We start from the raw sequence: 23,198 nt of genomic DNA, 5'->3' as shown, positions 1-23,198 counted from the left end.
GCATGAAAGGAGTAACGGTTTTATATACCGTTTGGTGATTTGGAAGTTGAAAAGGGAATAAGACGAAATCCTCCCCACACATGCAGGGAGGAAACAGAGGTGAATCAGATGCCGACGCTGACCGTCTCCGGCAGTGTGCTGCCACCATCGATCACATTCTGTGTACCGGTTAAATAGCTGGATTCATCCGACGCGAGGAAGGCCGCCAGCTCACCGACTTCCAGCGGATCGGCGAGGCGACGCAGCGGGATTGCTTTCGCCATTTCAGTCAGTACCGATTCCGGATCTTGCGGATTTGACTGGCGGGCAATACTTTCCGCCATTGGCGTGCGAACGTATCCAGGGCAGATTGCGTTAACGCGAATCCCCGACTGCGCGTACTCCACTGCCAGCGATTTGGTCAGCCCCACAATCGCCGCTTTCGTTAAGGCATACGCCGTTTCGCCCGGATCGGCCACCATATCGCCGGTGACCGAAGACATCATCACAATGCGACCATCTTTGCGGGCAATCATTTCCGGCAGCACCGCTTTCGTGACGTTCCACACGCCTTTAATATTGATATCAATATGGAAATCGCGATCGTCATCGCTCATTTCAAGAAAACTACCCAGACGGCAAACACCTGCGTTATTCACCAGAATATCAATGCGCCCTTCTTTTTCCTTCGCGCGCTTGATCGCTGCCGTAACTGACGCCGGGTCGCGTACATCAGCAATTACCGCCGTACAGCGATGGCCACGACCACACAGCTCATCCGCCAGCTTTTCAATCTCAGGGGAGATATCCAGCAAGATTAGGTTTGCGCCATGACGCGCAAAGGTTCTGGCAATTCCTTCACCAATGCCTTGCGATGCGCCCGTAATCAGTGCTGTCTTGCCCGTGAGTTTACCCATTTCAAGTTTCTCCTTTTGAATACAGAGCATTACGCTCTATTGTCCCTACCATACCTGAATAACAGATCAATGCTGAGGAGTGGATCTAAATTCAGGAAAATCTTAAGTAAAATCTCCCATAACCACAACTCTGTCATTGTATGCATTCCCTGCTGTACATAATCAGGCAGGGAGATATGATTCACTCCATATGAAATTATTCGAAGGCAAATATTTAAGGTGATTGTATATGCAACTTGAAAAAATGATTACTGAAGGTTCGAACAGTGCCTCGGCTGAAATCGACCGCGTATCGACGCTGGAAATGTGCCGAATTATCAATGATGAAGATAAAACCGTTCCATTGGCCGTTGAGCGAGTACTGCCGGATATCGCAGCGGCGATTGATGTCATCCACGCCCAGGTGAGCGGTGGTGGTCGTCTGATTTATCTCGGTGCCGGGACTTCCGGTCGGCTGGGGATTCTGGATGCCAGCGAGTGCCCCCCAACCTACGGCGTGAAACCGGGTCTGGTGGTTGGTTTGATTGCTGGCGGCGAATATGCCATTCAGCACGCGGTGGAAGGCGCGGAAGACAGCCGGGAAGGCGGCGTCAACGATCTGAAAAATATTGCTTTAACGGCGCAGGATGTGGTTGTCGGTATTGCTGCCAGTGGTCGCACGCCGTATGTGATTGCCGGGCTGGAATACGCTCGCCAGTTAGGCTGCCGCACGGTCGGTATTTCCTGTAATCCCGGTAGTGCTGTTTCAACAACCGCAGAGTTTGCTATTACGCCAGTCGTCGGGGCTGAAGTGGTTACCGGTTCTTCGCGGATGAAAGCAGGTACGGCGCAGAAACTGGTGCTCAACATGCTCTCCACCGGGCTGATGATTAAGTCAGGAAAAGTGTTCGGCAACCTGATGGTCGATGTGGTCGCCACCAACGAAAAACTACACGTGCGCCAGGTCAATATTGTCAAAAACGCGACCGGATGTAGCGCGGAACAGGCGGAAGCGGCGCTAATTGCCTGCGATCGCCACTGCAAAACAGCGATTGTAATGGTCTTGAAAAATCTCGATGCCGCAGAAGCGAAAAAACGCCTGGCGCAGCATGGGGGTTTTATTCGTAAGGCTCTGGAAAAGGAATAACCTATGGCTAAAGAGATCAGCAGTGAGCTTCTGAACACCATTCTTACCCGCGTCGGCGGCGCGGGTAATATCGCCAGTTGTGGTCACTGTATGACGCGTCTGCGTCTCGGTGTGCATGACAGTTCACTGGTTGATCCTGATATCAAAACGCTGGAAGGGGTGAAGGGTGTCATTTTGACCAGCGATCAAGTACAGGTGGTATTTGGGTCGGGCAAAGCGCATCGTGCCGCAAAAGCAATGAGCGAGTTGTTGGGTGAAACACCTGTGCAGGATGCCGCAGAAATCGCCGCCCAGAACAAACGTCAGTTAAAAGCCAGACAAACCTCTGGCGTGCAGCAATTTCTCGCCAAATTCGCCACTATCTTTACGCCGCTAATTCCTGGATTTATTGCCGCCGGTCTATTGCTGGGGATTGCGACGTTAATTGCTACGGTGATGCACGTTCCGGCAGATGCCCAGGGAACGCTGCCCGACGCACTGAATTTTATGAAGGTATTCAGCAAAGGCTTATTCACCTTCCTGGTGATTCTGGTGGGCTATAACGCCGCTCAGGCCTTCGGCGGCACGGGTGTAAATGGCGCAATTATCGCCGCACTCTTTCTGCTCGGTTATAACCCAGCAGCCACCACCGGTTACTACGCTGGTTTTCACGATTTCTTCGGCCTGCCTATCGATCCGCGCGGCAATATTATCGGCGTACTGATTGCCGCCTGGGTCTGCGCCCGCATTGAAGGTATGGTGCGTCAATTTATGCCGGACGATCTCGACATGCTGTTGACGTCGTTAATCACTCTGCTAATCACCGCCACGCTGGCATATCTGGTGATTATGCCGCTGGGAGGCTGGTTATTCGAAGGCATGTCCTGGCTGTTTATGCATCTGAACAGTAATCCACTTGGTTGTGCTGTACTTGCCGGGCTGTTCCTGATTGCCGTGGTGTTTGGCGTGCATCAGGGCTTTATTCCCGTTTATCTTGCCTTGATGGACAGCCAGGGTTTCAACAGTCTATTCCCGATCCTTTCAATGGCAGGCGCGGGTCAGGTGGGCGCGGCACTGGCGCTTTACTGGCGCGCGCAGCCGCACAGTGCCTTACGCAGCCAGGTGCGCGGGGCGATTATTCCTGGTTTGCTGGGCGTGGGTGAACCGTTGATTTACGGTGTAACCCTGCCCCGCATGAAACCGTTTGTTACCGCTTGTTTAGGCGGCGCAGCAGGTGGATTGTTTATTGGTCTGATCGCATGGTGGGGTCTGCCGATGGGACTAAACAGTGCCTTTGGGCCGTCTGGCCTGGTGGCGTTGCCGCTGATGACTTCGGCACAAGGTATCCTTCCGGCAATGGCGGTTTACGCTGGCGGGATTCTGGTGGCATGGATTAGCGGGTTCATTTTCACCACGCTCTTTGGCTGCCGTAACGTCAATCTGGACTAAGCCGTAACTTAGAAACAAAACAGCCCGATACGCTACGCTTATCGGGCCTGCAGGTTAACTGCAATTTATTGAATTTGAACGATCATACAAGCCGGATAAAGCATTTACGCCGCTCCGGCAAGACGCTACAGGTGCGTGAGTAAAACTTACAGCGCCATCAGTTTGTCCAGCGACGGCGCGAAGTAATAGCCGCCAGTGACCGGTTTGGTGAAACGTAACATTGCATCACGTTTGCCATCGGTATCGCCAAACATGCTCAGCAGCTGCTGCTCAATGTTGTGCAGACGTGCGCAGTAAGCGCAGAAGTACAGACCGTGCGTGCCGCTGGCGGTGCCGTATGGCAAGCTCTGGCGAACAATCTTCAGCCCTTTACCGTCTTCTTTCAGATCAACGCGGGTCAGGTGAGAAGTTTCCGGGCGTTCGTCGCCGTCAATCTCTTCGTTGGCCTCTTTGGTACGACCGATCATCATCTCCTGATCATGAACGCTCATACGGTTAAGCTGCTTCAGGTTATGTTCCCAACGCTGTACAAACACATAACTACCGCCTGCATCCACGCCGTCTTTGATAACCGCCACTTCGCGACGCGTCTCTTCACCCGCCGGGTTTTCTGTACCGTCAACAAAGCCGCTCAGGTCACGTTCCTCAACCCAACGGAAGCCGTGGATCTCCTCTTTCACTTCAATGCAGTCACCAAAGGCTTCCATCGCCGCCTGGGCGACAGAGAAGTTTACGTCATGACGCAGAGAAAGAATGTGGATCAACACATCAAACTGGGTCGTTGGCGCAAGACCTTTACCGTAACCCGGGAAATCTTTCAGCTCTTCGGCACCCACGCCGCCGCTCAGAGCACGCCAGGTGTTGTTGCCAAAGGCAACCACCGCGCCGAGATGCGCATCCGGGAATTTTGCTTCAAAGGTTGCCAGTTTATCGGCAAAGGTTTTACTGGCCGCACGCAGGGCATCAACTTCCCCTTTAACGTTGGCTTCAATCCAAATCGCTGCGCGGCAATGTTCTGGCAAAATGCCACTCTGAACCTGAGACATTGTTCCTCCTGAAAATAAGAATGCCACGCAATCCGTGGCATTGTTGGGCGCTATCTTACGTGTTTTTTTGCGGCGGCGGTTTGTTCAGACGCAAATTAACGCCGCCAGATAATTTTACTGACTTTCCAGTTTTTCAGGGTATCGTCTGAAGGCATTAACCCTTCAGGACCACTCCACTCACCGCTGAACTGGTAGCTAATATGTTGGCTGCCTTCGGCTTTACATTCCACAGCACGATTATCATCACCGTCGGCTTTTTGGCAATTGCCAAATGCTTTGCTGTAAAGGTCGCTAAACGGTGTTCCGATTTTAACACCCGTGTCAGCAGGAATATCGCTATCAAGCACATCAATGCGGCTGATTGTGCCCTGATCGCCATTAATCACCATCGCCACGTTGTCGCCTTTCATTACTTCGAAAAAGCGCACAACATTACCGTTCGCAGTTTTCATTCCGCTGCGCAGGCGATAATCACCATCAAGCGCATCGGCAATGGCTTGTTCTTGTAGCGGCGTAGACGCCGTTAACTCACCCACCCCCTGCTCGCTCACTTTGGTGGACGACCCAAACCAGTTCCACGGGTTAGCGGCAGACCAGTTAACTGACGACATGGTGGAACAGCCGGTCAGCATCAACGGCATAGCGCATAACAATAAACGCAGCGATTTCATGTCACTTCCTTTGGTTATTCAATAACGTTGCTTGGAGTGCAAATTTGCAAAAAAGTGCCGTTAGAAGCTGATGACAAACACAGAATTGCCTGATGCGCTACGCTTATCAGGCCTGTTTTTTCCTGCAATGTATTGAATTTGCGAAAATTTGTAGGCTGAATAAGCCGTTCACGCCGCATCCGGCATAAACAAAGCGCGCCTCTGCGCTATTCTTTTTCTTCATTAAAACAGGCACGTAAGCGTCGATTGGTCAAAAGCCAGATTAACGCCACAATATCTGCCACCACCAGCGCCAGACCGATACCGCTAACAGATTCACCGTTCAGCCACAGCCACGGTTGCCAGCAAAGCAAAACGAACTGCGCCAACAGCAACAGAAAATAGAGCACATGCCAGATACGGGGAAACGTAGCCCGCCGACCACTCAGCAAAAACGCCAGCACCGCCGGAATGCCGGGAATCAACCCCAGCCAGAAATTATCGTGATCGGGATAAAACAGATTCAGCAGCGCAGTCCCCTGCTCGCGCGATGCACCGGCAATCACAAACAGTACCCAGGTTCGCGCCTGTAGCAAAAGCACAATCCAGAAGAGAAAAGGTAAACGCAGGCGTCCGTGCGCATCATAATGGACAGGATGAAACTCAGTACTCTTCATCTTCAATCAAACGCTTACCCAGACTCAGCACATCGGCGTGTTCATATCCCAGACGTTCATACATCCCAAGCACCATGTCGTTATCTTCCGGCACGTTGATCTGAATTTTCGGGCAACCACGAGCAATCAGCTTTTTCTCCAGCCGATTAAGCAGCGCATTGGCAATCCCACGCCCGCGAAACTCAGGATGCACGCCAAGATAATAAGCAGATCCGCGATGCCCGTCATAACCCCCCATCACCGTTCCGACCACTTCACCGTTCACCTCAGCGACCAGAAACAAACTGACGTCATGGTTCATCTTGCGCTCGATGTCCATTTCCGGATCATTCCACGGACGCAGCAAGTCGCAACGCTCCCAAAGGGTGATGACCTCTTCGAAATCTTCCTGGCGAAATACGCGTATCTCCATGGTATTCGTTACCTTTTTGCGGGTTAAAAGGGTGATTATGGCGTGAACGGTTGAATTAGCCAATATCTGACGAAAATCGGTTGAAAAAGTGGCATAATGGGGAGTTGTCAACTATTGAAATGAAAAGTAAAACAATTCTCAACAGCAAACGGTCGTAACGGATTACGCGATACGATATAACATCTGGAACTTTATTATTACAACTCAGGCCGTATGAGCACTTTTAAACCACTAAAAACACTCACTTCGCGCCGCCAGGTGCTGAAAGCCGGATTGGCTGCCCTGACGTTGTCAGGAATGTCGCAAGCCATCGCCAAAGAAGAACCTTTAAAAACCAGTAACGGACATAGCAAGCCAAAAGCCAAAAAAGCTGGCGGCAAACGTGTCGTTGTTCTCGATCCAGGCCACGGCGGGATTGATACCGGAGCGATCGGTCGCAACGGTTCGAAAGAAAAACACGTGGTGCTGGCGATTGCTAAAAACGTCCGTTCCATTTTGCGCAATCATGGCATTGATGCGCGTTTAACGCGTTCTGGCGATACGTTTATCCCACTGTACGATCGCGTTGAAATCGCCCATAAACATGGCGCGGATCTGTTTATGTCAATTCACGCCGACGGCTTTACCAACCCAAAAGCCGCTGGTGCATCAGTCTTTGCCCTCTCTAACCGTGGCGCAAGTAGTGCGATGGCAAAATATTTGTCGGAACGCGAAAACCGTGCCGATGAAGTCGCCGGGAAAAAAGCGACTGACAGGGATCATCTATTGCAACAAGTGCTGTTTGATCTGGTGCAAACAGATACCATTAAAAACAGCCTGACGCTTGGCTCGCATATCCTGAAGAAGATTAAGCCGGTGCATAAACTTCACAGCCGCAACACTGAACAAGCCGCGTTTGTGGTGTTGAAATCACCGTCGGTTCCTTCAGTGCTGGTGGAAACTTCGTTTATCACCAACCCGGAAGAAGAGCGACTGTTAGGCACGGCGGCGTTTCGTCAGAAAATCGCCACAGCGATTGCTGAAGGCGTGATCAGTTATTTTCACTGGTTCGACAACCAGAAAGCACATTCGAAAAAGCGATAAGTTATGAAACCCGACGCACACCAGGTTAAACAGTTTCTGCTCAACCTTCAGGACACAATTTGCCAGCAGCTGACCGCCGTCGATGGCGCAGAGTTTGTCGAAGATAGCTGGCAGCGCGAAGCTGGTGGCGGCGGGCGTAGCCGGGTGTTGCGTAATGGTGGAGTTTTCGAACAGGCGGGCGTTAACTTTTCTCACGTCCACGGTGATGCGATGCCGGCTTCCGCCACCGCTCATCGCCCGGAACTTGCCGGGCGCAGTTTTGAGGCGATGGGCGTTTCGCTGGTCGTGCATCCGCATAACCCGTATGTCCCCACCAGCCACGCGAATGTGCGCTTTTTTATTGCCGAAAAACCAGGCGCCGATCCTGTCTGGTGGTTTGGCGGTGGCTTCGACTTAACCCCCTTCTATGGCTTTGAAGAAGACGCCATTCTCTGGCACCGCACCGCCCGCGACCTGTGCCTGCCATTTGGTGAAGACGTTTATCCACGTTATAAAAAGTGGTGCGACGATTACTTCTACCTCAAACATCGTAACGAACAGCGCGGCATTGGCGGGCTGTTCTTTGATGATCTGAACACGCCAGACTTCAACCACTGTTTTGCCTTTATGCAGGCGGTAGGCAAAGGCTACACCGACGCATACTTGCCTATTGTTGAGCGACGTAAAGCGATGGAATACGGCGAGCGCGAGCGTAATTTCCAGCTCTACCGTCGCGGGCGTTATGTCGAATTCAACCTGGTCTGGGATCGCGGTACGCTGTTTGGCTTGCAAACCGGCGGGCGCACCGAATCAATCCTGATGTCAATGCCGCCGCTGGTACGCTGGGAGTACGATTATCAACCGGAAGAAGGCAGCCCGGAAGCGGCGTTGAGCGAGTTTATTAAGGTCAGGGATTGGGTATGATTTCCTCACCCCAACTCCTGCATCCGCTGATGCAGCGTCAGTGACGGCTTCTCGGCAAACAGTTGCTGATAATCCGTGGCAAATTGCCCCAGATGCCAGAATCCCCACTGCATGGCGGCGTCTTTTACCGTTGTGCTTTGCGACCACGGGCTTATCAGTTCACGTCGCACGGCGTTCAGACGAATGCGTTTCAGCCACGCGTTCGGGCCAATGCCTAAAATAGCGTGAAACGCGTTTTGTAACGTACGGCGACTGACATGCAGTTGATTGCACAAGTCCAGCACCGTTACCGGTTCGGACATGTTTTCCAGCACATATTCGCGGGCGCGGGAAAGCAAACGGCGGTAACTCTGATGACTAATGCTTTCCGCCGTCACCATTGGCTGCGCTTCTTCCAGCATCGCCCCCATCGCCAGCAGCAAATTGTCACCCAGCACTTTACGCACCGCAGGCTGATGCAAATTTTCTGGATTCTCGCAAAACGTCGCCAGCGCCTGTTGCACAAAGCCCCACAGCGCGGCTTTATGCTGTTCTTTCACTTCCAGCGCCGACTGGCTACGCAGCATATGTAATACCCGATCAGGATTATGCAAAAAGTTAGCCTGCCGGGTAATGACATCTTCAGAAAGCACCACGCCAAGAATGGTGTAATCGTCCGGCGTACTTAATTCAAACTCGGTGCCACCAGGGCGTGTGGCAATTTCTGCGCTTCCCAGACATTGCGAACCGATAAATCCCTGTTCGCCACGCGTCGCCGGAATGCCAAACCAGAAAGAGTTCGGCCAGACCAAGCACGACTGACGCAGCGCCAGACCGGTGTATTCACGGAAAACCTGAATATCATCAAGCAGGATTTCCGTAAATTCACCATGAAACTTGCCCGGATGGAGCTGATCGTAAATCTGCTGCCAGGCGGTAATCGTCAAAGCATGTTCATAGACATCCGTTGTCTGTCGTTGATGAACATTATCCACTTCGACCTTCGGCGTGAGCTTCAGGTTTTCGGGTAAGGGTTCATGATAAAGATGGTGCAAATTGGCTGTACGGGTCTTTTTCATGATGTTAATGCCGGATGTTGTATGACATCCGGCACCTCCGACAGGTTAATGGGGCTTGAGACGATAACGACTACTGCGTTTACGCAACGTCCCGGCAGAAAAGAGCTGTTCGAGCGCATTTCTGGCTTTTTCCAGCGGCCAGCCAAAGTGGGCAGCCACTTCTCCTGCCGTCATTCCCTGACGTACTGATGTTAACAGCGCCAACAACTCGTCAGCAGATCCCTCGGCAATAGCGGACGCATCAGGTTGCTTCGGCTGGCGCTTAAAGCCTGTAACCAGCCACTGGGTGTCATCATCAGGCCGACCAATCTCCTTACGGCTGATGACACGCCCGGTACGCATCGCGGCGGCACAACCTGCGTCCAGCGCCGCACGACACGCCGCCAAATCGCCTTCCACCACCAGCGTTAAGCGACCAAGGTCAAGCACTTCGTGACTGAGCAGACGCACGTTAGCCGCTTTGAGCATGGCATCCGCTGCATCTATCGCGGCGACCATGCCGTCCACTTCCAGCAATCCCAGTGCATTGATCATCGGCAACCTCCGTTACGCACGCTGGATTGGATTACGCGCGATTTCCAGCACGGCATCGGTAAAGGCGTTGCAGGCCGCTTTACACGCTGCCTGGCTACCGGTTAAAAATGCCGCTGAATAGTTGGTTTCTGACGGTGGCGGTACATAGGTCACCAGTTGCACGTCAGCCGATTTCAACGCCGCATCGATGCCGTAGGTCGCTTCCAGCGGCGGTGCCACCAGATACGCCAGCGGATCGCCGAGCGTAATTCCGGCGGTTGATGAGAGATAAGAACCGGTACGCGAAACTACATGAGCGAGGAATGCCGTATCTTGCTTATCGTTCGCCCACTGGAACGCCGCGCCATTTTCAATATGCGCAACCATCGCATCCAGACCGGCACGCACTTCCGCCGGGTTTGGCCCACCAAGCATAATCAACACTTCACCGGCAGTCGGTGACGGACCGTGCGCCGCGCCGGCATACAGCGAGCGACCATACACCACTTCCACCATCGCCTGTTTGGTCGCTTCGTCAGCGGCAATGTAGGTAACATCATCAGAGTCGGCAGAAATCAACCCGAGACTACGAATATGCGGCGGTAATTTCAGTTCACGCGCAAAATCAGCGTTAACGGAGGCAATCACCCGCATGGCGGTGACCGACGGTCGAATCAAATCTAAAGCTGGCATGATGCCTCCTTATCGGGTCATGTTGATGCCGGATGCTTTCTGCTCCAGCATACGTTTCGCCAAATCCACAATGACGGCTGCGGCTTCAACCGGCGGCGTACCGCCCTGGTGAATGTTAGAGATACAGGTGCGGTCGGCCTCAACGGTGGTCGCCATACGCGGTGAGTAAACGGCGTAGCAGGAGAGGCTTTCTGACTGCCCTAACCCCGGGCGTTCGCCCACCAGCAGAATCACCACTTTCGCGCCGAGAAGTTCGCCAATCTGGTCTTCAATCTTCACGCGACCATAACGCACGAAGAACGGCGTACCGACTTTCAGTCCCGCATGTTGCAGACCCGCCATCAGCGGCGGCAGGATCTCTTCATAGTTCACGGTGATCGCGTCAGTAGACAGGCCATCGGAGACAACGACCTGTACGTCCGGATTAGCAACGCACTGTGCTTTCAGGGCTTCAACGGCTTCCGCACACAGACGACGCCCCATGTCCGGGCGAGTCAGGTAGAGATTTTTGTCGATGATTTCAGAGCGTACTTCCAGCAGCCCCTGCGCTTTCACCCACTCTTCCGGCACTTCTTTCAGGACGGTGTCTTTCGAACGTGAGTGGTCGGCCAGGAAACGCAGCAGCGCCTGAGTACGCGGACGCGGACCGGCACGACCGGTACAAACGCGAGCCACAGTGCTGCGGCGCAGTTCTGTTAATACGTCTGCGCGATGCGGATTTTCCACGCCAATCCATGCCTTCGCTTCAGCGGAACCTAAATCCAGCGCGCAGCTTTCAGAGGTCACCGGCGCAGCGCACGTTGTGGTGGCGCATTTTGTTTCCGCTGGCGCGGCATCCGCCTGTCCCATTGACGCCATCACGCTGCGTACAATTTCTTCAATCTGTTTTTGATCCATGATGTGTTATCTCCGCGTCATCAGAAGAACAGTGACGGATCGCCCGCCCGTTTGGTCAGGCGACCGTTTGCCATAATGCCCATGCTTTCCAGCCAGCGTTCAAACTCCGGTGACGGACGCAGGTTGAGTAACTGACGCACTGTGGCGGTGTCATGGAAGGCGGTGGTCTGATAGTTGAGCATGATGTCATCGCCCAGCGGCATCCCCATGATGTAGTTGCAGCCTGCGGTGGCGAGCAGGATCATCAGGTTTTCGTTGAGGTTCTGGTCAGCGTCAGCGTGGTTGGTGTAGCAGCAGTCACAGCCCATAGAGATGCCGCTCAGCTTGCCCATAAAGTGATCTTCTAAGCCCGCGCGGATAATCTGTCGGTCGTTGTAGAGATACTCCGGCCCGATAAAGCCGACCACGGTGTTGACGATAAACGGATCATAATGACGCGCCAGCCCGTAGTTACGCGCTTCCATCGTCACCTGATCTGCACCAAAGTTAGCGCCAGCGGAGAGCGCAGAACCTTGTCCGGTTTCGAAGTAGAGGCAGTTTTCCCCGGCAATACGGTTGAACTCCGCGCCCACTGCGCGCGCTTCGTCAAGCATCGCCAGTTCCACGCCAAACTCTTTCAGCCCTTTTTCGCTGCCGCAGATACTCTGGAAAATCAGCCCGCCTGGTGCGCCACGACGAATCGCTTCTATCTGGGTGGTGACATGCGCCAGCACGCAGCCCTGGGTTGGAATATTGAATTTGTCGATCACACCGTAAATGGTATCCAGCACACGGCTTAAGTTTTCCACGTCGTCCGTCACCGGGTTGACGCCAATCACCGCATCGCCTACCCCAAAGGAAAGCCCTTCGTAGATTTGCGCGGCGATACTTTGCACATCGTCACGGGTGTCGTTTGGCTGCAAACGGGCGCTAAAAGTGCCTGGGATACCGATGGTGGTATTGGCCTTTTTGATCACCGGCATTTTCTTCGCGCCGTAGATCAGATCCGCGTTGGAGCAAATCTTCGCCACCGCAGCGACCACTTCCGAGGTCAGCCCTTTGCGGGTAAAAGCAATGTCGTCCACGCTGGTCTCGTCGCTCAGCACATACTCGCGCAGCTCGCTGATACTCCAGTTTTTAATCTGGTTGTAGGCCGTTTCGTTAACGTCGTCCTGAATCAGCCGCGTGACGCAGTCCTCTTCATAAGCAATCACCGGATTATTGCGGATATCCGCCACCGTCATTTCCGACAACACCTGCTTTGCCGCCACCCGCTCCTGTGAGCTTGCCGCTGCAACGCCCGCCAGCACATCCCCCGAACGCAGTTCGTTGGCTTTAGCCAGTACCTCTTTTACATCCTTAAACTGATATACATTGCCGAACAATGTGGTCTTTAGTTTCATAAGTCGTTCCCTCAGGAAGGAAATGCGAGTGATTTCACCGTCACCGGCACAACCGATCCGCCAAAAAGAGGCGTACCAATGTCGATATAGTCCCCCGCACGGACAATCACTTCGTCAATGACTGCCAACGGGAGTTGTTGTAGCTGTGGGCGCAACAACATGCCCAGAGCTTTACCAAAGTCCTGCCCGGCTACCACCAGCAGGGGATGCGGATTCGGAAAACGCGCGACGAAATCGACCAGCGCGTTGATAACCGTCAGTACCGAGGCGTAACGCACCGGAAGTCCGGCGGGAAGCGCCAGCACGTACGCGTCAGTTTTGGGGCAAAGATCAAGCTGAATCAGCGCCTGTTGCCAGGCATTCACCAGATCCGTTTCATCAATCGGGATCGCCACCGGCAGATTGCGCAGCGGCAGTTGTACGCCCTCCAACCAGATAGTGCTGCCCGAGAGCGAAAGGGTATGCGCGCCCGCGCCAATCACCGTGGCGCGCACGGTTTGCGCCGGAAACTGCACGTTCATCTCACGCAGACGCGGATGCTCATGCAGCGCCGTTGCCAGCAACGGGCCGATATCGGCAAAACAGAACGGGTCGGCGGGCTGGTGGCGATAACATTCGCCCACGCCGCCGGAGAGCGTAATGATTTCGGGCGTAACACCTGCCGGCAGCAAACCGGTTTGCATCAATGCCTGCGCGAGCGGCGAGAGCGTTCCGTCAATCACTTCGACAATCAGTTCTGCCATCCGGCGGGTAACCTGCACCAGTTGCGCACCGGTCAGCGAACGGGCGTCGGTGCCTGCGCCGAAGCACTCATCCACAATCATCTGCCCCGGTTTATGGGCGTAAACCACGCGTCCCTGGCTGTCGGTTTCCAACAGGCGACCGCCAACGTTCAGGCAGGCAGTCCCGCTGATTTTTCCAGCTTCGAACAGGGCGTAGTTCGCGGTGCCACCGCCGATGTCGATATTCAGTACCCGACACAGCCGTTGTTCAGAGAGGGTTTGCGCCCCGGCACCGTGGCCTGCAATCACCGATTCGAGATGCGGTCCGGCGCTGGCAACCACAAAATCGCCCAGCGACCGGGAGAGCGTCATCACCGCCGGACGGGCGTTGCGGGTTTTCGCGCTTTCGCCGGTGATGATGATGGCGCCGGAATCGACGCTTTCCGGCGCGATGCCCGCAGCCTGATATTGCTCGAGGATTAAGGTTTTCAGTTCCGCTTCTTTTAAACCGCCCTGTTTATCGACAGGGGTAAAGAACACCGGGCTTTGCCAGCTAATTTCGCGTTTGATAAATTCGTAGCGCGGCACCTGCGACACCGCCGCACGGTTAACCAGTTCCAGATGGGAGAAGATCACCTGAGTGGTAGTGGTGCCGATATCGATACCGACGCTCAGTAGCTGGCGAGTGCTCACGATTGCGCCTCCGCTGCGTTTTTAGCCGTTGCTGCATCGTCTTTTGGCACCAGCATCATCGCCACGCCAATCGCCGTGACGCCGCCAATCAACTTGCCGACAATCATCGGGAAGATCATGGCGTTCATGTTGGCAGCCGCGAAGCCTAAATGGTCGCCCAGGGCGAAGGCTGCGGAAACGGCGAAGGCGCAGTTGATGACTTTGCCGCGAGTATCCATCTGCTTCATCATGCCGAACATCGGGATATTGTTGGCAAGCGTCGCCACCATGCCTGCTGCCGCGATATTGTTCATATTCAGCACCTTACCGACGCTCATCAGCGGTTTTTCAAACCAGCGGGTCAGTAGCAGTACCATCGGATACGCGCCAAGCAGGACGCAGGAGATCGAGCCGATAACTTCAATCGCGCGCATCACTTCACCAGGTTTGTCACCAGGCGCCATAAAGATCGGATCAAGACCGGGGATCAGTTCCCAACCGAGGAGGAATTTCACCACCGCAGCGGCAAGACCGAGGGTGATTAATGCAACGAGAAATTTGGCGAAGATCTGGAAGCCGTTGATCATTTTTTCCGGGATGAACTTCAGCCCCAGCGCCACCAGCACCGCAACGATAAGTACCGGGATCATGTTCATCAGGATCAGCGCGAAGGTGAACTCCACCGGCTGACCGTTGATCTGTACGCCGGAGTACATTGCCACCAGGCCACCGGCAATACAGCCAATCGGAATAGTCACAATGCCCGCCAGAACGCCGAGCGCCAGGTAACGACGATCTGAGGGTTCGATAATGCCGAGCGCCACCGGAATGGAAAACACAATCGTTGGCCCCATCATCGATCCGAGAATTAACCCAGAGTATAGCCACGCTGCTACGTCACCGCCCGCCAGCTCTTTGGCGAGGAAGAAGCCGCCCATATCACACGCCAGCAGTGTTCCGGCAAACATGGAAGGGTTTGCGCCGAGCATTTCATAAACGGGGATGATTACCGGCCCAAGTACATGCGCCAGTACCGGTGCCAGCGCGGTCATACCGACCATCGCCAGACCCAGTGCGCCCATCGCCATAAAGCCTTCTTCGAACTGCCCGCCGGATCCTTCGATGCTTTTACCGAACTTACCGAGGAAACGAGCAGAACCGCCGAACTGCGACAGGATCCTGTCTACGGCCGCTATCAGCATAAAGAACATCATGATGTACATGATGATTTCGTTAATTCCCATCGCCTTTACTCCCTGTTAGTTGTTATTTATTGTCGGATGCGGCGTAAACGCCTTATCCGCCCTACATGTGCAATCCCCCAGGCCGGATAAGACGCGGCAAGCGTCGCATCCGGCATTTATTGTGCTGCTGCGTACAGGCCGACAATCTGTTCCAGGCTGGCGGTACGCGGATTGCTGCGCAGACAAATATCTTCCAGCGCGGCCTGTGCCCATGCGCCGTAATGCGCAGATGTCGCACCAACATCGCCCAGTCGTTTACTAATCCCGACTTCTGCAATCAGCTCACTAACCGCGTTAATAGCATCACGCTCGTCGGATTTTTTAGTTCGCAGCGCCCTGCCTACCTGGCTAAAACGTTCGCGGCATACCATCCGGTTAAACTCCATCACCGTTGGCAGCAGCATGGCATTCGCCAGACCGTGCGGAATATGCAGCGCCGCCCCCGGCTGATGCGCCATCGCGTGGCATAACCCAAGCCCCGCACTGGAAAACGCCATTCCCGCCATACATGAAGCCAGCAACATGCTCTCTCGCGCGGCAAGGTCATGACCGTAACCCACCGCTTTCGGCAACGATTTACCAATCATCGCAATAGCGCCAATCGCCAGACTGTCGGTAAACGGTGTGGCGTTCAGTGCGCTATACGCTTCAATGGCATGGGTTAACGCGTCGATGCCGGTCATCGCCGTCACATGCGACGGCACGCCTTCGGTTAGCGCGGCGTCGAGGATCGCCACATCCGGCATCAGCGAGGCATGTGCTAACACCTGCTTGCGCCCGCTCACCGCGTCGATAATCACCGTTACGTTGGTCGTTTCAGAGCCGGTTCCGGCGGTAGTAGGAATGGCTATCAGCGGCAGGCGCGGTTGCAGAACGCTGGTTTCTGACATCTCTGCCAGCGTGCTATCGGGATTCGTCACCAGCAACGCCACGGCTTTCGCCGCATCGAGCACCGATCCACCGCCAAACGCAATCACCCCATCACACCCCGATTCACGCAGTTGCGCTACAGCCGCACACACGTCGGTAATGCACGGTTCGCCCACCGGACATGGCCAGAGCGTCATGGCGATACCTTTTACCGCCAGGCTACGCGTCAGCCCAGCGGTCATTCCCGCCTGATGCAAAAAGCTGTCTGCCATCACGAACAGATGTTTCAACCCGCGCGTTTGCGCTTGCTGTCCGCAACTGCTCACCGCGCCCGAACCGCAAAGCGTCACCGGTGGAACGCTAAATGTTTTTACCCGTTGCAGATTCAGGGTATCGAACGCCTGAAAGAGCGCCGTTTGCAATTCATGCATAGATCCCCTCCGCCTTCTCTCGCCCGCTACTGGCAATCGCCAACGGGGTCATAAACAGACTGTGCTGCGGTAAATGCACCTGTAATGCCGGGAATTGTTTGCGAAACAGCTCCGCCACGCCCGGTTGCATACAGGAGCCGCCCGCCAGCCATAAATCGGCAATGCCCTGCCCCGCAATGTGTCGCTCAACAATATCTGCCATTTTTTCGTACACCGGTTTCACCGCAGGCCAAATCTCTTCGCCGTGACCCCGCTTGTACTGCTCCGCCTCTTCCAGCGGAATACGACGATTTCCGGCGAGAGTCAGAGAGATGTGATGCCCGCCGGTGGCTTCATCCGCCGAGTAGGTCACTTTGCCCTGTTTCACGATGGCAATACCGGTGGTGCCGCCACCGATATCCACTACGCCGGCGTTATCCAGTTGCAGCAAATCCGCCACCGCCGTTGGCTCATCCAGCACATGGCTCACTTCCAGTCCGGCAGATTCCAGCACGTTGATGGAAATACGCGGGTCAGTACCCGGAGGAAATGACGTCGCCGCATGGCTAAAACGGCGACCGAATTGCTGCTCGAGGGCGTCGAGATGGCGACGAACAATGGTGACCGCACCGAAGAAATCCCAGACGATGCCGTCGCGAACCACATCAGCCCAGTCGAGGCATACCGCCACCGGCTGACCTTCGCGGTCAACGACCATCGACACCACATCGCAGGTGCCCAGATCCACCCCCAGCCACAGCGGAGATTTCGTCGCAGCAGGCGTCTGGTTACACAGCGTTGCCGCAGTTTGCAGTCGAGGGGTGAGCCATTGTTCGTCGTGCGCCATCTGTTACTCCTTAAACAATGCGAAACGCATCGACTAATACACAACGACGCAGACGGACAAACGTCCGTGCGCTGGTTACCCCTTCACCGGTTGGCGTGGTGATGGTCATGGTGGTCCAGCCTTCCCCACCCAACCCCAGCCCGGCAATGCACGGTCCGTTCTTGACGAAAATGCTGGTATCAATGGCGTTCGCCATCTGGTTCATATTGTCGATGTTGCGCGAGTGCATTGCCGCCGTGTGGTGGCAACCGCCTTCCAGTTTCACCGCCAGCGCAATGGCATCCGCCACGTTGGCGACACGCACCACCGGCAGCACCGGCATCATCAGTTCGGTCACGGCAAACGGATGTTCTGCGGTGGTTTCCACAAACAGTAATCGTGTTTCTTGCGGAACGTTCAGGCCGATTGCCGCCGCGATTTTCGCCGCATCGCGACCAACCCAGTCACGGCTGACGGTGCCTTTTCCGCGCTCGTCGATATTTTTCAGCAACACCGGTTGCAGCTGCTGCGCCTGTTCTGCGGTCAGTTTCACCGCGTGCTGGCCTTGCATCAGACGCATCAGTTCATCGGCTACGCTATCAACAACAATCAGTACCTTTTCGTCGGCACAAATGATGTTGTTATCGAAAGAAGCGCCTTTGACGATGGACTGAGCGGCACGGGCGAGGTCGGCGGTTTCATCCACCACTACCGGTGGGTTGCCTGCACCTGCGGCTATCAGACGTTTATTGGTGTGTTTACGCGCCGCTTCCACCACCGCCTCGCCGCCGGTCACTACCAGCAGGCCAATGCCCGGAAACTTAAACAAGCGTTGCGCGGTTTCGATATCTGGATTTGCCACAGTCACCAGTAAGTTTTCTGGCCCGCCTGCGGCGACAATCGCCTGGTTGAGCAGCGTAATCGCCCGCTGGGAGACTTTTTTCGCCGCCGGATGCGGGGCAAAAATGACGCTGTTGCCCGCAGCAATCAGGTTGATGGCGTTATTAATCACGGTTGCCGCCGGGTTTGTGGACGGCGTTACCGAAGCCACCACGCCCCAGGGCGCGTTTTCAATTAGGGTCAGGCCGTTGTCGCCAGTCAGCACCTGCGGAGAGAGGCACTCAACGCCTGGTGTGCCGCGCGCCTGAGCAACGTTTTTGGCAAATTTATCTTCAACGCGGCCCATACCGGTTTCACTGACGGCAAGTTCCGCTAACTCTCTGGCGTGTTTTTCGCCTGCTTCACGAATGGCAGCAATGGCTAACTGGCGCATCGCCACGCTTTTTAAGCCTTGCTGGGCAACTTTAGCTGCCGCAACGGCGTCATCCAGGGAAGCAAAAACGCCCATTTCATGAATGGCGGCGGACGGCGAGTCACTGCTTTGCATTTTCAGCAGTACCGCTTTCACCACCTGTTCAATATCCTGTTGATTCATGATGTTCTGCCTTATTTGTGGAAAATTACCTGACCGCCAGACACCACTTCATCGACGATGCCAATCACGCACAGATCGACCGGTGACGTTTCGCTTTTATGCGCCTGGCGGGCGGAACTGCCGCTCACCAGCAACACCCACTCCCCGGTTCCCGCACCGATATTGTCAATGGAGACGGCACACTGCCCGTCAGGATTTCCCTGTGAATCAATCATTTCCACCATCAGCAATTTGTCATGCGCCAGTCCGTGATGGCGTACGGTACAAACAATTTGTCCAGTGACGACTGCCAGTTTCATACCCGCCTCCGTGGCGTATTTCAGGTAAAAGCTCCCCCTACCCTCCGTGGAAGGTAAAATGAAAAAGGAGAGAGCGTGACGCCCGAGTCGACGTCACACAGGGTGATTACAGGTTGCTGCTGTCGCCTTTCAGGCCAATCGGGAAGACTTCTTCCAGGTCGCTGTGCGGACGCGGGATAACGTGTACAGATACCAGCTCGCCAATACGCTGTGCCGCTGCGGCACCGGCATCGGTCGCCGCTTTACAGGCTGCAACATCACCGCGAACCATTGCAGTACACAGGCCGCCGCCAATCTGCTTCACGCCGACCAGTTTGACGCGCGCAGCTTTCACCATCGCGTCAGAAGCCTCAATCAGTGCAACCAGGCCCCGGGTTTCGATCATTCCTAATGCTTCCATTGTGTTTTCCTCTTTATAAGGGTCCAGAACGGGACCGTTCATTCAACCAGTGTTTGTAAACTGCTTTCGCGGTTCACTTCTGTCTGGCGCGGTACGGCTGCCACCAGCGCCAGCTCGATAATTTCCTGCACGCTACAACCACGAGAGAGATCGTGCAGCGGCGCGGCAAGTCCTTGTATCAACGGTCCGACGGCACGATATCCGCCGAGTCGTTGTGCGATTTTGTAGCCAATATTTCCTGCCTCCAGCGACGGAAAAACCATTACATTCGCTTTGCCCTGTAACGGGCTGGCAGGCGCTTTTTGCGCCGCGACATCCGGCACGAAGGCGGCGTCAAACTGTAATTCTCCATCCACCACCAGCTGTGGCGCGCGTTCCCGGACGATTTCGGTCGCCTGCTGAACGTTAGCAACGCAAGGGTGACGGGCGCTGCCGTTACTGGAAAACGACAGCATCGCCACGCGCGGCTCTTCTCCGGTGATGGCACGCCAGGTTTCGGCGCTGGCAAGGGCGATATCCGCCAGTTGCGCTGCCGTCGGCTGTGGCACCACACTACAATCGGCAAAGCCCAACGCGGGGCCGCTGTACTGCGGCAGCATCAGGAAAATGGAGGAAAGCGTTTTACAGCCCGGCTGCAAACCAATAATGCGTAATCCGGCACGCAGCACATTCGCCGTGGAAGAGAGATTACCCGCGATACAGACATCCGCTTTACCGGCACTGACCATTGCGGCGGCGAACATCAGCGGCTCGGTGAGTTTATCCAGCGCGTCCGGCGGCGTTTTATCGCCTGCACGGGCGAGCCAGCGATGGGCAAATTCTTCTCGCATTGCGAGGTTGCCATGTGGATCAATCACCTGCAGCCCGTCCATCGCCACGCCGTGACTGAGCGCAAACTGACGAAGTTCAAACGGATTGGCGACCAGAACAGGCGACGCCAGACCTTGTTGATGTAAATATTGCGCGGCTTTCAGTACACGCGGGTCTAACGCGTCCGGAAATACCACTCTGGCGGGCGCTCGCAACGCCAGTTCACGACAACGTTCAATAATCATTGCGTTTCTCCCAGTCGTTGTTGGATCTGTTTCACCGTTAGCGGTTGTTTCGCTACGCTCAGGATCATCATCACGTAAACCGTGCTGGAAAGGCGGTTCAGCGCCTGCATGATGTCCGGGCGTAATACTTCAAAACTGCGGGTGATAAACACCTGCGCCGCTACCGTCTCGGTTTCACGCACTTTGGTGCGTAGAAGATTCAGCAACGCCGCATCGCGTCCGTGGCTGGCTTCCGGCACCAGATGATCGTGATCGAGATAACGCAGAGGCTGGTGGGAAAGCCGATGCAGGTCTTCGTCAGAAAGCCCGACAATCGCCTGGCAGCCCAGCGGTTCCCCCAGCGCATCGGCGCGCATAATGTTGCCAAGACGCGAACGGATATCCGCCAGCCACGGCTGCCACGGTTCCGCCAGTTCAATTTGCAGCCACACGGCCAGCGCAATGGTGCTGTCGAGAACAGCGCGAAAACCGAGGCGCGGATCGCTTTTAGCGACCATTTTTTCCGCCGACAGATGAGTCAGCGTGTCTGGCTTTTTCACCACCGGCTGGTGGCACAGTTCGCAGCACGCCTGCGGATGTTCATCGCTACTGGTCAGCCCGTGAACGCGTTGCGGCTGCTGCTGTTCATCGTCAACAAACAGGCTGCCCTGCTCGTCAATGAACTTGATGCGCAGATGGCGGCTTTCCAGTAACTCCCGGGCAGAGGGCGTCAGGCGACTGTGCGCAGGGAGATGGATCTCTGCGCCTTCGCTGAGCGTATGGTTCGCTCTTAGCCATGCTTCGGTAATGAAATCTTTCATAGGGATTGCCAGTTCGCCGGCCAGGCGACATACAGGAATTTCACGCTGGATGTCGTACCAAATTCGATGCTGGAACCCTTCGGGATAAACATCACGTCACCCGCTTTGGCGATCATGGTTTCGCCTTCGTGGCGAACGTGCAGTTCACCTTCCAGTACCATGTCGATTTCGTCGTAGTTCAGCTTCCACGGGAAGAAGGCGTTATCCCACTGCATAAAACCCGCAGCCATGCTGCTGCCGTCATCTCCGGTAACCAGATCGGTCAACCCGACGCATTGAGGTTCCGCGCCATCAAAGCGACCAAACTTGACACTGCCGCCATCAATAACTTTGATGCCGCCTTTGCCCGTCACCGATTTAAAACTCGGCTGCATTGCGCTCTGCTCCAGCGACTGATTTTCCTTCATCACTTTTTCCATCAGCTGCGCAACCAGGCTTTCGGTAAACTGGCCTTCCGGCAGTTGGGCGATGATAGTTTCGCGAATGCGCTGGCTTTCGGTTTTATCGGCAGGCGCGCTGGCAGGAACGGACGCCGTTACCGGTGTCAATTCATCGCATTCGTTGATGGTAAACCCCAGTAGATCCGCTACTTCGCGCGCTTCCGGGGTAATAATGCTGGCGCGCAGAACCACGGACAGTGCCTGTTCGCCGCGCGCATGTGCTTCACGAATATCATTCGCTGTGATGAGTTTTTTCACCTGCTTCCTCCTGTTCGGTGAGAGATGCCAGATAATCCACCAGTTGCTGCACGCTTTGCGGGTCGTGGCTGTTTAACTCGAAAATCGGCTCTTCAAAGCCAGTCTCGCGCAATAACTGTCGCGTTGCGGCGACGTCAGCATCCGGCATGTCCGTTTTACTGATGACGGCGATTCGCCGTTTAGTGACGCCAATATCCAGCAACCCGGCAGGTAATCGACTTTCCGGGTCATTCGCGCCATGGACATATATCAGCATGTCCACATCCTGTAGCGTGGTAATTAAGGCGTGATACCAGCGGGGATGGCTAAAATATTCACCTGGCGTATCAATATCACCCTTATTATTAAATTCCACAGCCTACGTTTTTCGCGCGAGGGTATAATCTCCCTGCAACGCATTAAATAACGTTGTCTTTCCTGCCCCGACAGCACCCACAAACGCAATTCGTTTCATGAATGCCTCGCATTAACTTTTGGTCATTTCACAAAGCGTATAATTTAATAAGCGCCCTAAACCACTGACGGTTTGTGATAACGCTTCTTCTACCGCGCCCACCGAGCCATAAATCACCAGTGCGCCGCTAAAACGGTCAAGAAAACCGATATGCACATCGGCGGCTTTCAGTGCTAAATCGCCGGCAATCATCGCTGTTTCACCGGGAGTTAGCGTCATAATGCCGATTGCGCCAGCATCGGGAACACCGATTTTCTTCGCCAGCTCCTCGCCGGGATGCGCAATTAAATGCGCCAGCGTGACCTGTTTACCGGGAACAAATTCCTGAATGATGCGTTCTTTATCCATGAGTCGCCGCCTGTGAAAAATCTGGCGCTATCGTGACAATTTTTCGTCAGAGTAAATAACAAAATTCGGCAAGGGAGTTTAAAAGGTGAGGTAGATCACTAAGAATTGAGAGATATTTTATCTAATGCATAAATTTTCATGTACAGCACATGAATATAATTAAATTGATATTGATTTATTTTTATAGGGCGCACTTTATTA

Annotated in this window: 25 protein-coding genes and 1 pseudogene; 4 read left to right on the top strand and 22 right to left on the bottom strand. The window is 54.7% G+C overall.

Annotated elements, in window-relative coordinates; genetic code table 11:
• Window positions 1-104 precede the first annotated feature (104 nt).
• Window positions 105-896, bottom strand: a complete 792-nt coding sequence (gene ucpA, locus BEG40_RS07825; protein WP_000517454.1) for an SDR family oxidoreductase UcpA — start codon at window positions 894-896, stop codon at window positions 105-107.
• Between the two features lie 229 nt (window positions 897-1,125).
• Here ucpA and murQ point away from each other — a divergent pair, with 229 nt between their 5' ends.
• Window positions 1,126-2,022, top strand: coding sequence for an N-acetylmuramic acid 6-phosphate etherase (gene murQ / locus BEG40_RS07820; protein WP_001175639.1), 897 nt, complete (start codon window positions 1,126-1,128; stop codon window positions 2,020-2,022).
• Between the two features lie 3 nt (window positions 2,023-2,025).
• Window positions 2,026-3,450: a PTS N-acetylmuramic acid transporter subunit IIBC gene (gene murP / locus BEG40_RS07815; protein ID WP_105285180.1), complete on the top strand. Its 1,425-nt coding sequence runs from the start codon at window positions 2,026-2,028 to the stop codon at window positions 3,448-3,450.
• A 146-nt stretch (window positions 3,451-3,596) separates the two neighbouring features.
• Here the strand turns inward: murP and yfeX are convergent, their stop codons facing one another.
• The 4 genes from yfeX to BEG40_RS07795 all read right to left on the bottom strand — a co-directional run bounded on the left by yfeX (window position 3,597) and on the right by BEG40_RS07795 (window position 6,235).
• Window positions 3,597-4,496 carry a porphyrinogen peroxidase gene (yfeX, locus tag BEG40_RS07810; RefSeq protein ID WP_000084590.1) on the bottom strand — a complete coding sequence of 300 codons (900 nt, stop codon included), beginning with the start codon at window positions 4,494-4,496 and terminating at the stop codon, window positions 3,597-3,599.
• Window positions 4,497-4,591: 95 nt separating this feature from the next.
• Complete coding sequence (locus tag BEG40_RS07805) at window positions 4,592-5,167, bottom strand: RpoE-regulated lipoprotein (RefSeq protein WP_000838931.1); 576 nt, start codon at window positions 5,165-5,167, stop codon at window positions 4,592-4,594.
• Between the two features lie 206 nt (window positions 5,168-5,373).
• The gene (locus BEG40_RS07800; protein WP_010356932.1) at window positions 5,374-5,823 is read right to left on the bottom strand and encodes a DUF2919 domain-containing protein; all 450 of its coding nucleotides are present in this window, start codon (window positions 5,821-5,823) and stop codon (window positions 5,374-5,376) included.
• Window positions 5,810-6,235: a GNAT family acetyltransferase gene (locus BEG40_RS07795; RefSeq protein WP_000406000.1), complete on the bottom strand. Its 426-nt coding sequence runs from the start codon at window positions 6,233-6,235 to the stop codon at window positions 5,810-5,812. Before BEG40_RS07795 ends, BEG40_RS07800 begins: the two co-directional genes overlap by 14 nt.
• 213 nt (window positions 6,236-6,448) lie before the next feature.
• Here BEG40_RS07795 and amiA point away from each other — a divergent pair, with 213 nt between their 5' ends.
• Both amiA and hemF read left to right on the top strand, forming a co-directional pair.
• On the top strand, window positions 6,449-7,318 hold the full coding sequence (gene amiA, locus BEG40_RS07790) for an N-acetylmuramoyl-L-alanine amidase AmiA (RefSeq protein WP_000102902.1): 870 nt from the start codon (window positions 6,449-6,451) through the stop codon (window positions 7,316-7,318).
• Window positions 7,319-7,321: 3 nt separating this feature from the next.
• A complete protein-coding gene (gene hemF / locus BEG40_RS07785; RefSeq protein WP_000801361.1) occupies window positions 7,322-8,221 on the top strand; it encodes an oxygen-dependent coproporphyrinogen oxidase in 900 nt (299 codons plus the stop codon).
• Window positions 8,222-8,226: 5 nt separating this feature from the next.
• Here hemF and eutR read toward each other — a convergent pair whose 3' ends face one another.
• The 17 genes and pseudogenes from eutR to eutS form a co-directional block, all read right to left on the bottom strand.
• Window positions 8,227-9,279: an HTH-type transcriptional regulator EutR gene (gene eutR, locus BEG40_RS07780; protein ID WP_000753695.1), complete on the bottom strand. Its 1,053-nt coding sequence runs from the start codon at window positions 9,277-9,279 to the stop codon at window positions 8,227-8,229.
• A 45-nt stretch (window positions 9,280-9,324) separates the two neighbouring features.
• Entirely contained in the window at window positions 9,325-9,813 is a 489-nt protein-coding gene (gene eutK / locus BEG40_RS07775; protein WP_105285179.1) for an ethanolamine utilization microcompartment protein EutK, read from the bottom strand.
• 12 nt (window positions 9,814-9,825) lie between these two features.
• Entirely contained in the window at window positions 9,826-10,485 is a 660-nt protein-coding gene (eutL, locus tag BEG40_RS07770; RefSeq protein WP_001111028.1) for an ethanolamine utilization microcompartment protein EutL, read from the bottom strand.
• A 9-nt stretch (window positions 10,486-10,494) separates the two neighbouring features.
• Window positions 10,495-11,382, bottom strand: a complete 888-nt coding sequence (gene eutC, locus BEG40_RS07765) for an ethanolamine ammonia-lyase subunit beta (RefSeq protein WP_105285178.1) — start codon at window positions 11,380-11,382, stop codon at window positions 10,495-10,497.
• 20 nt (window positions 11,383-11,402) lie between these two features.
• Window positions 11,403-12,764: an ethanolamine ammonia-lyase subunit alpha gene (gene eutB, locus BEG40_RS07760; protein WP_105285177.1), complete on the bottom strand. Its 1,362-nt coding sequence runs from the start codon at window positions 12,762-12,764 to the stop codon at window positions 11,403-11,405.
• Between the two features lie 11 nt (window positions 12,765-12,775).
• Window positions 12,776-14,179: an ethanolamine ammonia-lyase reactivating factor EutA gene (eutA, locus tag BEG40_RS07755; RefSeq protein WP_000107570.1), complete on the bottom strand. Its 1,404-nt coding sequence runs from the start codon at window positions 14,177-14,179 to the stop codon at window positions 12,776-12,778.
• Window positions 14,176-15,402, bottom strand: a complete 1,227-nt coding sequence (eutH, locus tag BEG40_RS07750) for an ethanolamine utilization protein EutH (RefSeq protein ID WP_000512383.1) — start codon at window positions 15,400-15,402, stop codon at window positions 14,176-14,178. Before eutH ends, eutA begins: the two co-directional genes overlap by 4 nt.
• Before the next feature lie 116 nt (window positions 15,403-15,518).
• Complete coding sequence (gene eutG / locus BEG40_RS07745; RefSeq protein ID WP_105285176.1) at window positions 15,519-16,703, bottom strand: ethanolamine utilization ethanol dehydrogenase EutG; 1,185 nt, start codon at window positions 16,701-16,703, stop codon at window positions 15,519-15,521.
• Window positions 16,696-17,529 (bottom strand): ethanolamine utilization protein EutJ, encoded by an 834-nt coding sequence (gene eutJ, locus BEG40_RS07740; protein WP_105285175.1) that lies wholly within the window; start codon window positions 17,527-17,529, stop codon window positions 16,696-16,698. The genes eutG and eutJ overlap by 8 nt, the downstream gene beginning before the upstream one ends.
• 10 nt (window positions 17,530-17,539) lie before the next feature.
• Window positions 17,540-18,943: an aldehyde dehydrogenase family protein gene (locus tag BEG40_RS07735; RefSeq protein WP_105285174.1), complete on the bottom strand. Its 1,404-nt coding sequence runs from the start codon at window positions 18,941-18,943 to the stop codon at window positions 17,540-17,542.
• Between the two features lie 11 nt (window positions 18,944-18,954).
• A complete protein-coding gene (gene eutN / locus BEG40_RS07730; protein ID WP_105285173.1) occupies window positions 18,955-19,242 on the bottom strand; it encodes an ethanolamine utilization microcompartment protein EutN in 288 nt (95 codons plus the stop codon).
• A 106-nt stretch (window positions 19,243-19,348) separates the two neighbouring features.
• Window positions 19,349-19,642 (bottom strand): ethanolamine utilization microcompartment protein EutM, encoded by a 294-nt coding sequence (gene eutM / locus BEG40_RS07725; RefSeq protein WP_042058949.1) that lies wholly within the window; start codon window positions 19,640-19,642, stop codon window positions 19,349-19,351.
• 38 nt (window positions 19,643-19,680) lie between these two features.
• Window positions 19,681-20,697: a phosphate acetyltransferase gene (pta, locus tag BEG40_RS07720; protein ID WP_105285172.1), complete on the bottom strand. Its 1,017-nt coding sequence runs from the start codon at window positions 20,695-20,697 to the stop codon at window positions 19,681-19,683.
• Window positions 20,694-21,497 carry an ethanolamine utilization cob(I)yrinic acid a,c-diamide adenosyltransferase EutT gene (gene eutT, locus BEG40_RS07715; protein WP_105285171.1) on the bottom strand — a complete coding sequence of 268 codons (804 nt, stop codon included), beginning with the start codon at window positions 21,495-21,497 and terminating at the stop codon, window positions 20,694-20,696. Before eutT ends, pta begins: the two co-directional genes overlap by 4 nt.
• Window positions 21,494-22,195: an ethanolamine utilization acetate kinase EutQ gene (gene eutQ, locus BEG40_RS07710; protein WP_105285170.1), complete on the bottom strand. Its 702-nt coding sequence runs from the start codon at window positions 22,193-22,195 to the stop codon at window positions 21,494-21,496. Before eutQ ends, eutT begins: the two co-directional genes overlap by 4 nt.
• Window positions 22,170-22,649, bottom strand: a pseudogene (eutP, locus tag BEG40_RS07705) (ethanolamine utilization acetate kinase EutP). The gene eutQ and the pseudogene eutP overlap by 26 nt, the downstream one beginning before the upstream one ends.
• A 12-nt stretch (window positions 22,650-22,661) precedes the next feature.
• The gene (gene eutS / locus BEG40_RS07700) at window positions 22,662-22,997 is read right to left on the bottom strand and encodes an ethanolamine utilization microcompartment protein EutS (protein WP_000356956.1); all 336 of its coding nucleotides are present in this window, start codon (window positions 22,995-22,997) and stop codon (window positions 22,662-22,664) included.
• Window positions 22,998-23,198 lie beyond the last annotated feature (201 nt).

This window comes from Escherichia sp. MOD1-EC5495 (assembly GCF_002965965.1).
Classification (GTDB): Bacteria; Pseudomonadota; Gammaproteobacteria; order Enterobacterales; family Enterobacteriaceae; genus Escherichia; species Escherichia ruysiae.
Note: the sequence above shows the minus strand (reverse complement) of the source record. Positions and strands in the feature narration are given on the sequence as shown.

Excerpts from the sequence above, each read along its gene's own strand:
- hemF (WP_000801361.1), top strand. The coding sequence starts at position 7,322 with ATGAAACCCGACGCACACCAGGTTAAACAGTTTCTGCTCAACCTTCAG.
- eutR (WP_000753695.1), bottom strand. The coding sequence starts at position 9,279 with ATGAAAAAGACCCGTACAGCCAATTTGCACCATCTTTATCATGAACCC.
- pta (WP_105285172.1), bottom strand. The coding sequence starts at position 20,697 with ATGATTATTGAACGTTGTCGTGAACTGGCGTTGCGAGCGCCCGCCAGA.
- BEG40_RS07805 (WP_000838931.1), bottom strand. The coding sequence starts at position 5,167 with ATGAAATCGCTGCGTTTATTGTTATGCGCTATGCCGTTGATGCTGACC.
- eutK (WP_105285179.1), bottom strand. The coding sequence starts at position 9,813 with ATGATCAATGCACTGGGATTGCTGGAAGTGGACGGCATGGTCGCCGCG.
- eutM (WP_042058949.1), bottom strand. The coding sequence starts at position 19,642 with ATGGAAGCATTAGGAATGATCGAAACCCGGGGCCTGGTTGCACTGATT.
- eutS (WP_000356956.1), bottom strand. The coding sequence starts at position 22,997 with ATGGATAAAGAACGCATCATTCAGGAATTTGTTCCCGGTAAACAGGTC.
- BEG40_RS07800 (WP_010356932.1), bottom strand. The coding sequence starts at position 5,823 with ATGAAGAGTACTGAGTTTCATCCTGTCCATTATGATGCGCACGGACGC.
- eutC (WP_105285178.1), bottom strand. The coding sequence starts at position 11,382 with ATGGATCAAAAACAGATTGAAGAAATTGTACGCAGCGTGATGGCGTCA.
- BEG40_RS07795 (WP_000406000.1), bottom strand. The coding sequence starts at position 6,235 with ATGGAGATACGCGTATTTCGCCAGGAAGATTTCGAAGAGGTCATCACC.
- eutH (WP_000512383.1), bottom strand. The coding sequence starts at position 15,402 with ATGGGAATTAACGAAATCATCATGTACATCATGATGTTCTTTATGCTG.
- eutL (WP_001111028.1), bottom strand. The coding sequence starts at position 10,485 with ATGCCAGCTTTAGATTTGATTCGACCGTCGGTCACCGCCATGCGGGTG.
- murP (WP_105285180.1), top strand. The coding sequence starts at position 2,026 with ATGGCTAAAGAGATCAGCAGTGAGCTTCTGAACACCATTCTTACCCGC.
- eutT (WP_105285171.1), bottom strand. The coding sequence starts at position 21,497 with ATGAAAGATTTCATTACCGAAGCATGGCTAAGAGCGAACCATACGCTC.
- ucpA (WP_000517454.1), bottom strand. The coding sequence starts at position 896 with ATGGGTAAACTCACGGGCAAGACAGCACTGATTACGGGCGCATCGCAA.
- eutN (WP_105285173.1), bottom strand. The coding sequence starts at position 19,242 with ATGAAACTGGCAGTCGTCACTGGACAAATTGTTTGTACCGTACGCCAT.
- amiA (WP_000102902.1), top strand. The coding sequence starts at position 6,449 with ATGAGCACTTTTAAACCACTAAAAACACTCACTTCGCGCCGCCAGGTG.
- yfeX (WP_000084590.1), bottom strand. The coding sequence starts at position 4,496 with ATGTCTCAGGTTCAGAGTGGCATTTTGCCAGAACATTGCCGCGCAGCG.
- murQ (WP_001175639.1), top strand. The coding sequence starts at position 1,126 with ATGCAACTTGAAAAAATGATTACTGAAGGTTCGAACAGTGCCTCGGCT.
- eutG (WP_105285176.1), bottom strand. The coding sequence starts at position 16,703 with ATGCATGAATTGCAAACGGCGCTCTTTCAGGCGTTCGATACCCTGAAT.
- eutB (WP_105285177.1), bottom strand. The coding sequence starts at position 12,764 with ATGAAACTAAAGACCACATTGTTCGGCAATGTATATCAGTTTAAGGAT.
- eutJ (WP_105285175.1), bottom strand. The coding sequence starts at position 17,529 with ATGGCGCACGACGAACAATGGCTCACCCCTCGACTGCAAACTGCGGCA.
- BEG40_RS07735 (WP_105285174.1), bottom strand. The coding sequence starts at position 18,943 with ATGAATCAACAGGATATTGAACAGGTGGTGAAAGCGGTACTGCTGAAA.